This is a genomic window from [Micrococcus luteus] ATCC 49442 (assembly GCF_010367585.1).
Lineage (GTDB): Bacteria > Actinomycetota > Actinomycetes > Actinomycetales > Micrococcaceae > Arthrobacter > Arthrobacter luteus_A.
Window position 1 is genome coordinate 2,112,914 of sequence record NZ_JAAAXP010000001.1, and the last position, 11,538, is coordinate 2,124,451.

An 11,538-nucleotide genomic window follows, 5' to 3' on the forward strand; every position below is an offset into this window, starting at 1 on the left:
AGGGCGTCCCCGATCAATGACGGCGTTTGCGAGGCGAAACTCGCTGAGGCCCGCCTGAAAGAGCTTAGCCAGCGCGGCGGAGACGGGAGGCCTTGGCGGATTCGTCCAGTTTCGGCCTGCCACCCGTTCCACGCTTGTTTTTTGCTTTGCCATGAATCACAGTGACGAACGCCAGCTCCCAGCCGGTCAGGCGCAGAAGTTCCGCTACGCTGCGTCGATTTAGATGGCTATAGTAGCCTCGCAGTAAACTTGAGCCCCGATTAGGGACACCTGCAAAAGGAGTTGCTGCAAGGTAGATGCCTCAGTCCAACGGACTTATATCCAGAGCTGCAACGGGCCGATGGCAAACAATAATTTGCTTCCGCGAACAGAAACTGGTTGCCCGCGCGACGCCTGGCTGGCTCGGATTCCATCTATGCCAACTCGCATGGCTTTGAACCGCGCCAGCTCGAGGCGGATGTCGGCTGCCAAGTAGCGTAATTCGGCACAAGCACATATTATTTGCAGCCAGGAGATAAACCCCGCGAGGACCAGCGCGATGATCAATACTATCAAAACGGGGAAAACCGGGAAAATATTCAAGAATAGGAGCCAAACAGCCTCCACGACAACAATGGCTGCAAGTGCAGCGCTCGCAAACCAAGCGAACTTCCAAGACTTCTTGTTCCACTGCCACTGCAGCGCAAATCGGTAAACCTCGGATCGCTTATAGGATGCCCCCGAAGGCATCAGCATAAACATGCAGTAGAACCTTCGAGTCAGCCCATTCGCATGCCACCGTCTTCGAAACGTTTTTCTTGTTGCACTCATCTCCAATTCTAGTTTTTTTAGCTTCTCATTGCGGGAGGTACTCTCAGCTTGAGCCTGAAGGGCGCGGATGTCAGCAACGAGCTCAGCCGCCGACAGCGGCCTAGTTCGAAAATGTGCCGCAAAAAGAAACATTGTAAATATCGCAAAAATAAATAAGCTTCCCGCAAAGAGGATGCTCCCCGTAACACCGAAAGGACGTTCCACCGTGTCGACTGAATCCATCACTAAGATTTCCTCTGCTGACCAAGAGGATGCGATTCCAACAATGTAAGAAAATGCCAACGTTCCCGTACCAAAGACAACAAATGTAAAAAATATACTTCTTTGCTCTTTACGAATATGGTCGGGAGACGCCTGCACATCCTTAAGCATCTTTTTGTCAAGTATTCGCGAACCGATCCAGACCACCTGAAAGAACATCCATAACAACATGACAGTCGCTGTGATTGCGATTACTGAAATAAGTTCCATTTCCCAAGCCGTTTCTGATTTATCCTAAACATATAATTGTAGGATCGCCGCAGGACTGCAACGTCTGCACTAGATTACCGTTCACCTATACAGCCCACCGCCGGCTGGCAGTTGCGTGCCAGAAAGACGTGATTGGACATCTACCAAAAATAGCCTGTGAAATTTCCCCCCGCCCTAGAGCTGATCCTGAATATCGATAGTGCGCCTTCACTCACTGCTCGGGTGCATACGCTGCTCGCAGGATTTGCACCCGTCTTGCTGTGATCATTGAGGGGAGAAAAAGTTCCTCCTACTGCCTGAGTACGGAGAGGGGCCGAAATGCTATCCGGGATCGCCAGCCGAAACTGGTGAGGTTAATCGGGAGACAGGTCTTCAGACTCACCGAGCGACCGCCGCTGCCGTCGCGTATACATCAGCAGGCATCGGCCGGTGCAGCCTCCAGGTAATGGCAATGGGCTTCTCGCCCCTGTGCTGGACGTAGTCCACCTGACCTAGACAGGTGTAGGGAACCGTCAGCCTGGTCTCGTCGTCGGCTGTGTTCCTCGTGAAGATCAGAACCTTCGAGCCGTGCGAAGTCCGATCTAGATATCGGCGTCCTGTGGGGCTGCTGGGCGAGGTTGCGTTCTGCGATTCCCAGTGGAACAGCTCCGGGCTGATGGCGTAGTCCTTGTACATCGTGGTTGCCGAGTGCTTCTTGTCGTCCTTATTCAGGGTGACAAAGAAGGCATCTGTGGAAGTTGCAGGACACCATGCAACGCCCTCGCGGTGCTGCACGTTCTTGCCCTGTTCCAGCGAGCCGTACTGAAGCGCCGCGAGAACCTCCTCGCGCCGGTAGGTAGCATGCGAGAGCAGCGGGACATGCTGCAGCCCCGCACCGAGGCTCTTAGCCGCATGCTTTGATGCCGCCGACCCCAGCTTCACGACCTGGCGAATCTCGCGGCACACAAACTGGTAGCCGCGTAGGTGGTCCAGGCCGTCGTCGTATGCTGTGAAACCGCCGCCGTCATCCCACAGCGTGTAAAAAAGCATGCGTGCGAAAGCCTGCTCGCGCATGCCAAACTCCGCATAGCGGGGGGCATCGTGAGCAACGAGCATGGAGTACGCGTCGGCACGTTCCCGATCGTCCACGTGAATCAGCGCGGCCATGCGGCTCAGTAGCTTCTTCTCCTCCGCGCCCGACCGCTCCTCGACCTTCCTGCGGAGCACCGTCTCCAGGGGAGAGTACCCTTCGATCAGCCCTGCCTGCCGGAGGTAACCAGTCCAAGAGTCCCTGGTGGAACGGTAGATGGTCTTCACATCGTTCCCCGACCGCTCGAGATAGGCCTCCAGCTCGGTCTCGGCGTACGACTCAATGTCCCGGACCAGCTGTGCCCGGTTGAACCGAAGCTGTGCCTTGATGTTGTCCAGCACCACCCTCTGCGCCACCCGGTCCAGCACGATCTGCGAGCCGGACGGCAGGTACGGGAATTCGTCCTCGACAGCCTTCTCCAGCTCCTTGCGCCCGTAGCCGGTTAGCGCCCGGTAGCGCAGATCAAACCGGAACTCACGGCGCTGCTGGCCGATGAAGTCCAGGACCGTCAGCACCGCCTTGCCCTCAGCACGACGCAGCCCGCGGCCCAGCTGCTGCAGGAAGAGCGTGGCACTCTGCGTGGGCCGGAGCAGCAGGATGGTGTCCACCTGCGGTAGGTCCAGTCCTTCGTTGAAGAGGTCGACGGCGAAGATGCAGTTGACCTCCCGCTTGCCCAGGCGTCGCAGAGCTCGCTCGCGGTCAGCGCTGTCAGTGTTGCCGTCGACGGCAACGGAGGCAATGCCGGCTCGGTTGAACACCTCCGCCATGTAGTGGGCGTGCTGCACCGAGACGCAAAAGCCGATGGCCCGCATCTGCTCGGTGCTGGTGGCCTTGTCGCGGAGTTCGCGGATTACCTTGGCGGCGCGGGCGTCGTTGCCGGTGTAGAGGTTGCTGAGTTGCGTTGTGTCGTAGTTGCCGCGCTTCCATTCCAACTGGCTCAGGTCGACGTCGTCCGAGACTCCGAAGTAGTGGAAAGGCACCAGCAGGTCAGCGTCTAGGGCGTCCCACAGCCTGAGCTCGCTGGCGGTGCGGCCGTCGAAGAACTGCTTGGCGACGTCGACGCCGTCGCCGCGTTCCGGCGTCGCAGTCAGTCCGAGAAGTTGCCGCGGCTGGAGATAATCCAGCAGGCGCCGGTACGTGGGCGCCATCGCGTGGTGGAATTCGTCGATAACGACGGCGTCGAAAAAGTCCGACTCCAGCTGTTCGATGCCGAGCGACGACAACGACTGGACGGAAGCGAATATATGCTTCCACTCTTGCGGCTTGTGGTCCCCCACGTAGAGTTCGCCGAAGGCGCCATCCTGCATGACATTTCGGTAGGTGCGCATGGCCTGCTTCAGAATTTCCTGCCGGTGGGCAACGAAGAGCAGCTTCAAATCGCGGCCAGCCGCTTCGCAGAGTCGCTTGTAGTCCAGTGCGGCGATAACTGTTTTGCCGGTGCCCGTAGCGGCGACCAAAAGGTTGTGGTTGAAGCCTTTAAGCCGCTCGGCTTCCAGCTCTTCAAGCATTTCCTCCTGGTGGAGGTACGGCTGAACTTTGAGCCCCGTGGCTGCGTCCGGCGCGGCTGTGCGACGGCCGCCGTTCCGTTCCAGCGCAGCGTCGAGCTTCTCGCCGTCACGCGCGGGGTCGTAGCTCTGGAAAGCCCGCTGCTCCCAGTAGCTATCGAACGTGACCTCGAACTTATGCAGCAGCGTGGGGGTGCCCACGGAACTGAGCCTGACGTTCCATTCCAGGCCATCGAGGAGGGCTGCCTGGCTCAGGTTGGAGCTGCCGACGTAAGCGGTGTCGAAGCCGGAGTTGCGGCGGAACAGCCAGGCCTTTGCGTGGAGGCGGGTGGCTTGGGTTTCGTAGTTGATTTTCACTTCGGCGCCATAGCGGTTGACGAGCTCGTCGATGGCCCGGCGTTCGGTTGCGCCCATGTACGTAGAGGTGAGCACTCTCAGACGGGCTCCCCGCTCCTTGAGCTGCTCTAGGGCAGGCTCCAGCAGACGGAGCCCCGTCCAACGGACGAAGGCGCAGAGCAGGTCGACGGTGTCGGCGGACTCGATCTCGGCCCGGAGCTCCGCGGCGAGGTTCGGCTCGTCCTTGCTGTTGGTCAGCAGTGCTGAGTCACTGAGCTTGGCGGTGGGGCGACGTAGCTGTCGGCGCTTGAGCGCGTCCGGGCGGTGGAGGGACTGGAGCTGGGTCGGGCCGTCTGCAATACGGTCCGGTGAGTTCAGTTCCTGTAGGAGGCGGTTGGCCAAGTTAACTCTGGCTGGGGGCTTCGCTGTGGCGAGGGCTTGGCGGACCGCTTCAGCGACGTGGCGGGAAAGAACGTCTGTAGCGTCTTCGTCGTCAATAGACGCGAACCGGGGCTCCAACTGAGGAATCTTTGAGAGGCTTGTCATCAGCCCTTCGGTTTTGAGCAGTTCATATAGACCTTCGGGCAATTGTTCAATTGCCGATCCCCCATCGGATGTGTTCACTGCGCCAGGCTATTTGGTGGAGCAGCCAAATACCAATAACGCGGATTGTCGGGGCGTCATTTCGCAGCCAATGTCCATTTCAGTGGGCGAACTCTTCGAAAAATCGAATTGTGGCCAGCCGATGTCATGCCATAAGGCGACCCGATTCCGTTGGATCTTCCCGTGTCTACGTCGTGGGGTTCACTCCGGAGCTCACCGATCCCGTTGGCCAGATGGGGAAACATCTTCATGATCTCGGCGCGCTCGAGGCTTAGGATGATTTGCCCGTCAGTGGCTGTCCATGGTGCGCCGGCAACTCAGGGGATAGTTGCCGAACGAATCTGAGCCTTCCGAGGCCGGGATTCGACACGGAATGGGTCGGCGTCTAATGGCCTCGCCGTATCACTGTTGCGCCGTAACGCTAACGGCGATGGATAAAGGCTGTGAAGGCACCAAAGTTGATGTACGACGGCGACATGGCGGTGTACGGGAAGATTGCGATTAGACCCACGATGCCTGTGATCACAGGTTCGCCACCGGGGTGCGGAACTTCTCGCTGAGCCGGCCGGAGCTGTCGTCGCCGTCGTGCACGAACTAAAACGCGATTCCCCAGTCCGCCTATTCCAGTAATTTGATCAACCTGCTGGATCGGGCTCGCTTGCTGCATGCGGAGTTGGCGTAGACCATTACGTGGCCGTGTACGCTCAGCCCGAGAGAGATCACCCGCGCAGGACGCGGCCACGAAGGAGACTGCAAACATGACTAACGAACGGTTCGAGAACGATCAGGATGCGACTGTTGACTCATCCCGAACGGCCCCTGACTTGGCGATAGCGCGCGAGGCCGGTGAGGTGATCACGCACATGCTCGGAGACGGTCGGTCCGTGATTGACCCTATGGCCACGATCTGGACGGCCGAGGCAGCCGAGGAGCTTCGGGCCAGGATCGCGGACAACCTGATTGTCGGGTCGGACCAGCGACAGTGGGACAAACTCGACCAACAACTTCAGGGTGCGTCACACGAAGTTGTGCTTCTAGCCGCCGAGATCGTTTTCCTGCGCGAGCATCCGCTGCGCTCTGCTCTACCCGAGACTCGTCGAGCTCATCTCGATAGGGTTCTATCCCACCTTGACTCACCTTTGACGGTTCCGGCGCACGTGTCGAAATGGCTGGACCGCCCAACCGGGACCGCTGGCTTCGAACCGGGTCCGTGGTACAACAGCGCGATGTGGCGGCACGTCATCTGGACCGCTTCCTTCGTACGCTACTGGCATGGTCTGCCCGAGGGCGAGCGTGAGGCTGCGAGGACCGATCCGTGGAAGCTCCAGCAAGCCATGCTCTCCTCGGGTAACGACCGTTCCGACATCCGGAACGCGATGCAGTTCCTCGCCCGTCCCGACATCTTCGAGCCAATCTCATCGGCGGGAATGAAGCAAAGGATCCGCGACGGACTTGCCGACCGAATCGGCGGAGCAACGGGCAGCGACCCGGTATCGATAGACCGTGACCTGCTGGCGATCCGCACCGCTCTGGCCCATTCAATTGAGATTCCCTTCCATTTCTGGACATCGGGCGTGGAGGAGCTTTGGAACCCCTCCGCGGGCGATCCCGACCCCGTCGCCACCGATGTCGCCACGTTAGCCGAACCTCGTACCCGTCACTACTGGCTCTACTCCCCCGGGGCACAAGCCTCCGAGTGGGAGGAGTTCTCGACCAGCGACATCATGGCGATCGGCTGGGACGACCTAAACGACCTAGCTTCGTACCCGAGCCGGGAGGCGATCCGTCATGCCCTCGACGTGGAGAAGAGCGGCGGGTCAATGAGGAACGCCGTCCTGGCGTTGTGGCAGTTCCAGAACGAGATCGCCGTGGGCGACATCGTCTTCGCCAAGCGCGGTCGCCGTGAGATCGTCGGTCGCGGCGAGGTCACCTCCGGCAACCGGTTCGAACCAGACCGTGCCTCGTTCCGCCACGTCCGCTCGGTGAAGTGGACCCACACGGGTTCCTGGGAGCACCCCGGGGACGCGGCAACAAAAACACTCACCGACATCACACCGTATCGCGACTACGTCGAGAAACTTGAGGCTCTCGTCACAGGCGATATCGAGCCCGAGCCGCCGGTCGCGGCGGCGGCGCTCCCGTCCTACGACAGGGCCGCGTTTCTCAGTGAAGTCTACTTATCCGAGACCGGCTACGACCGGCTGCGCTCCTTGCTGCTGAGAAAGAAGAACGTCATCCTCGCTGGTCCGCCCGGCGTCGGAAAGACCTTCGCGGCCAAACGCCTCGCGTACTCGATCCTGGGCGTGAAGGACCCGAGCCGGATCCAGACCGTTCAATTTCATCAGAGCTATTCCTACGAGGATTTCATGATGGGCTACCGACCCACCGAGACAGGCGGATTTACGCTGGCCGACGGAGCGTTTTACCGGTTTTGCGAGGAAGCCCGCGCCGACGACGATGACCGGCCCTACTTCTTCATCGTCGACGAGATTAACCGAGGTAACATCTCCAAGATCTTCGGCGAGCTGCTCATGCTCATCGAAGCCGACAAGCGCGGACAAGAACTGCGGCTGGTCTACAAAAACGAGACCTTCTCTGTCCCGGCGAACGTCCACCTCATCGGGATGATGAATACCGCAGATCGAAGCCTCGCCGTCCTCGACTACGCACTGCGCCGTCGTTTCGGATTTTTCGAGATGTCCCCCGGATTCGGCTCGGACGGATTCACTCGGTGGCAGCAAGAGGCCGGCAGCCCCACCTTCGACCGCCTCATCACCGCCGTCGTCGACCTCAACAGGGCCATCACCGACGACCCAGCGCTCGGTCAAGGATTTGCAATCGGGCACAGCTACCTCACCCGTCCTGCGGTCAGCGACCCCGACGACGCCTGGCTCTACTCCGTCGTCGAGGACGAACTCGTTCCGCTGCTTGACGAGTACTGGTTCGACGAGCCCACCAAAGCTAAGGAGTGGGCAGGCAAGCTCCGGAGTGCCGTCGCATGACCGACCGTTCGATAATCATTCGCAACGTGTACGTGATGTTGGCTTATGCGTTCCGGGCCATCCGCAGCGATGGCAACGATAGGATTGCCGCCGAGCGATTCGACCACATTCATGACCTACTTGCCGAGATCCTTGTGCGTGGCGTCGGCGCGCAGGTCAAGCGCGGCCTTCACCGTGATTACCTTGACCACAGCGACGAGATCGCCACCGTCCGCGGCCGCATCGACGTGACTCGCACTATTGCCACCCGCTCGAACACCCGTGGGCGGCTGGTGTGTGAGTTCGATGAGTACGAACCAGACACGCCCCATAACCGGGCGTTGAAGTCGGTCATTGTGCTCCTAATCCGCCACAGCGACGTCGCCGTGGCGCGAAAAGGCGCGCTGCGGCGGCTCCTGCCCTATTTGGACGCGGTGACGCTGGTGGCACCGACCTCGATCCGCTGGGACACGCTGACATACCACCGCGCCAACGCCACTTACCGGCTGCTACTCGGCGTCTGCGAGCTGATCGTGTTCGGACTCCTCCCCACTGAGAACTCCGGAAGCTCGAAGCTCACATCGTGGGTTTCGGATGACGCCATGAACAGGCTTTACGAGCGGTTCCTGCGCGAGTACTACACCTTCCACCATCCTGAGCTCTCTTCGGGCGCGCCGACCGTTAACTGGGACCTCGATGAGCCGAGCAGCCACAGCACGCAACTGCCCTTGATGCGTACCGACGTCACGCTCCGCAACCGCGACCGTACATTAATCATCGACGCGAAATACTACAGCCATACGTTGCAAACCGGAGGATGGGGCAAAGCGACGGTCCATTCGGCGAATCTGTACCAAGTGTTTTCATATGTGAAGAACGAGGACACCCGGCGCGACGGATCCGTTAGCGGACTGCTTCTCTACGCGCGAACTGATGCCCTAGAGCAGCCAGACCTGGACGTCGTAATCCAAGGCAATCGGATCGGGGCGCGAACCCTCGACCTCAACCGACCCTGGACATACGTCAGCGCCCAGCTGGAGGGCATCGCCGGATGGCTTGAGGACTGAGGCGCCTTTTTCTAGCGCAAAGTAATCACTGCGCAAGGACAGGCGGCTGGCGAGCCCACATCGCGCTCAAGGCAGCCCTCCGTGCAGGTCACGTTGGTGGAGGTCTCCCGACATCACGTGCCATCCTGCCTCGGACGATGTTCATGAGGCTGGCGGGCACAGCTTAAGTCGCCACGCCTGACTATTCCTGGCACAAGTCCACGGTCTACCGCCGCTCCAACCACCGGCATGACTGACAAGTTCCCTCGAGGGTCACAACGATGCGCTTGGTAACCAATGGTAGGTCAGCGATTTCAGGGAGTGATTATGAGCCGAAATCACGGCGCACTTGGCCTTCATGCGGACTCGCACGATTCCGCAAGATTAGTTTTCTTGCCGAATATGTTTGCTGTTGTAGGCCGCCAATAGAATGAGCTGTCTCATCACGCATCTCCTAAGGGAATAATGAAATACTCCGCAATGATTTCGGCTGCGTCGCTCGGCGCAGTCTTGCTGGCCGGGTGTGCCAGCCCAGCTCCTGTTGCATCAGAGCAGTCCACAACGCAGTCTACTTCCCCGCAGACGGCATCCACATCCCCAGCGGGCACATCTTCGGCGACACCAACCCCGTCAGCACCTTCTGGACCGGACGGCACAGCATCCCGCCCTTATGATTTCGGGGTACTTGTCCGCTCCGCAACCAACAGTCGCTGGAATGTAACGATCGCTGAAACGACCACCACAGGCACCGAGCAGGTCCTCGCCGACAACCCATATAACGAGGTCAAGGAAGGCTGGCAGTACGTCGTCGGCCGCATGACTTCGGCACTTAACGAGAATCTCCGTAGTTCGGATGCTGGCAAACCGTTGTCACCCACGTCTGTCATGCCGATCTTCATTGGAAGCGACGGCAAGATTTACGATATCTGGAATGACGACAACTCGGCGGTCGTCCTGAAAGAAGACTGGATTGGCCAGCCAGAAATCATGGCCCAGGTCGGAGTCAAGTCCACCGGACGTTTTGCGATACAGGTTCCCAGCACAGCCGTACCGGGCGGCCACTTCGCCACTCGTAACGAAGTGAATAATGAAATCGCGTATTTCGGTGCGCCTGTTCAATAGGCGATCCGCGCCTACATTGCAGGACTAGCGAAAGAGCGCGGGTGTACTTGCCTACCCCGCCATGAATTGCGAAGGGCGCGCCGGGCAGTAGCCGGACGCGCCCTTCGTGCACTGAACCCGCGAAATGGGTTCGAAAGCGCCTGGTTCAGTCGATGAGCACAGGCTCCTTATCAGCGTCCGCTGTATCAACAACCGGCGCAACCTTCCCAGAACGGTGGTGCAGCCAGTTCGCCACCGCCAGGAGCGCCACGAGTGCGAACGTGCTCAGGAGCTGGGGGCGGGAGTCCTCGCCGATGAAGCCCACCGTGAAGATCGCCGCGAGGATGAGCAATCCAAAGCCCGTGAGCCACGGGAAGCCGGGCATCCGCAGGGGAAGCGCCGTTCCTTCGCGGTCGGCACGGAGGCGCAGCGCCAGCTGGGCCAGGAGCGCGGACGTCCACACCAGCAGGCACGTCGAGCCCACGATGTTGAGCAGGACGGGGAGGACCATCTCGGGGAAAGCCTGTTCCAGCACAACGGTGACAACGCCGAAGGCGACGCTGGCCAGGACTGCGACAACCGGAACCCGGGCCTTGGACACGGAAGCAAGCAGACGCGGCGCTTCCCCCCGCTCGGCGAGGGAGAACGCCATCCGGGAGGCACCGTAGAGGTTGGCGTTGAGGGCGGAGAGCAGTGCTGCGACGGCCACCAGGGTGATGGCGGTAGCAGCGCCGGGCATACCGGCGGCCTCCAGCACCGCGGCGAACGGGCTCTTCAGCCCCGCCGAACCAACAGGAACAACAGCCGCGATAATGAAGATCGCACCGATGTAGAAGATGAGGATGCGCCACAGCACCGTGCGGACTGCTTTCTTCACGCTGCGGGCCGGCTCCGCGGTTTCAGCTGCCGCCACGGACACGATCTCGGTGCCGCCGAACGCGAAGGCCACCACAAAGAGTGCCGTGGCGATCCCGGCGAAACCGTCGGGCGCGAATCCGCTGCCGGTGAAGTTGGACAGGCCCGGCGACTGCACGCCCGGCAGCCAGCCGAAGAGCAGGGCCGCGCCCACCAGGAGGAAGCCGACGATTGCTGCCACCTTGAGCAGGGCGAACCAGAACTCAAACTCGCCGAAGTTCTTCACACTGGTGAGGTTCACGGCGGTGAGCACCACGATGAACACGAAGGCCATCAGCCATACCGGCAGGGCCGGGAAAATGGTGGCCAGCAGTCCCGCCGCCCCGAGCGCCTCGGCCGCGATGACCACCACCAACTGCAGCCACCAGAGCCAGCCCACCGTGGCACCGGCCACCGGGCCGTAGGCCTTGGCGGTGTAGACGGAGAAGGCACCGCTGTCCGGGTTGGCGGCGGCCATCTCGCCGAGCGCCCACATCACCAGGATGATGAGGGTGCCGGCCACGAGGTAGGAGATCAGCACCGCCGGGCCGGCAGCCTGGATGCCGGCGCCGGAGCCGATGAACAGGCCCGCGCCGATGGCGCTTCCGAGCCCCATCATGGTGAGCTGGCGGGGTTTAAGTGCCGCGCCCAGTGCGCGGCCAGACGTCTTTGTCTGTTGTTCCATGGGGAGTCCTCTGGTTGTAGGTGGAACTGATTGAAGT

General features: G+C 60.5%; 6 protein-coding genes. 3 read left to right on the forward strand and 3 right to left on the reverse strand.

Going from position 1 to position 11,538, the window contains the following annotated elements:
- Positions 1-315: 315 nt before the first annotated feature.
- Positions 316-1,281 (reverse strand): hypothetical protein, encoded by a 966-nt coding sequence (locus GUV69_RS09455; protein WP_164201761.1) that lies wholly within the window; start codon positions 1,279-1,281, stop codon positions 316-318.
- Between the two features lie 378 nt (positions 1,282-1,659).
- Positions 1,660-4,779: a DEAD/DEAH box helicase gene (locus GUV69_RS09460; RefSeq protein WP_431197126.1), complete on the reverse strand. Its 3,120-nt coding sequence runs from the start codon at positions 4,777-4,779 to the stop codon at positions 1,660-1,662.
- Between the two features lie 773 nt (positions 4,780-5,552).
- Here GUV69_RS09460 and GUV69_RS09465 point away from each other — a divergent pair.
- From GUV69_RS09465 to GUV69_RS09475, 3 genes are all read left to right on the forward strand, one after another.
- Positions 5,553-7,796 carry an AAA family ATPase gene (locus GUV69_RS09465; protein WP_164201763.1) on the forward strand — a complete coding sequence of 748 codons (2,244 nt, stop codon included), beginning with the start codon at positions 5,553-5,555 and terminating at the stop codon, positions 7,794-7,796.
- Positions 7,793-8,842 (forward strand): 5-methylcytosine-specific restriction endonuclease system specificity protein McrC, encoded by a 1,050-nt coding sequence (gene mcrC, locus GUV69_RS09470; RefSeq protein WP_164201765.1) that lies wholly within the window; start codon positions 7,793-7,795, stop codon positions 8,840-8,842. The genes GUV69_RS09465 and mcrC overlap by 4 nt, the downstream gene beginning before the upstream one ends.
- Before the next feature lie 444 nt (positions 8,843-9,286).
- A complete protein-coding gene (locus GUV69_RS09475; protein WP_164201767.1) occupies positions 9,287-9,943 on the forward strand; it encodes a hypothetical protein in 657 nt (218 codons plus the stop codon).
- 145 nt (positions 9,944-10,088) lie between these two features.
- Here the strand turns inward: GUV69_RS09475 and GUV69_RS09480 are convergent, their stop codons facing one another.
- On the reverse strand, positions 10,089-11,501 hold the full coding sequence (locus GUV69_RS09480) for an amino acid permease (RefSeq protein ID WP_164201769.1): 1,413 nt from the start codon (positions 11,499-11,501) through the stop codon (positions 10,089-10,091).
- Positions 11,502-11,538: the final 37 nt, after the last annotated feature.

Bases quoted from the DNA above. Each gene is read 5' to 3' on its own strand.
- GUV69_RS09475 (WP_164201767.1), top strand. From the start codon at position 9,287: ATGAAATACTCCGCAATGATTTCGGCTGCGTCGCTCGGCGCAGTCTTG.
- GUV69_RS09455 (WP_164201761.1), bottom strand. From the start codon at position 1,281: ATGGAACTTATTTCAGTAATCGCAATCACAGCGACTGTCATGTTGTTA.
- GUV69_RS09480 (WP_164201769.1), bottom strand. From the start codon at position 11,501: ATGGAACAACAGACAAAGACGTCTGGCCGCGCACTGGGCGCGGCACTT.
- mcrC (WP_164201765.1), top strand. From the start codon at position 7,793: ATGACCGACCGTTCGATAATCATTCGCAACGTGTACGTGATGTTGGCT.
- GUV69_RS09465 (WP_164201763.1), top strand. From the start codon at position 5,553: ATGACTAACGAACGGTTCGAGAACGATCAGGATGCGACTGTTGACTCA.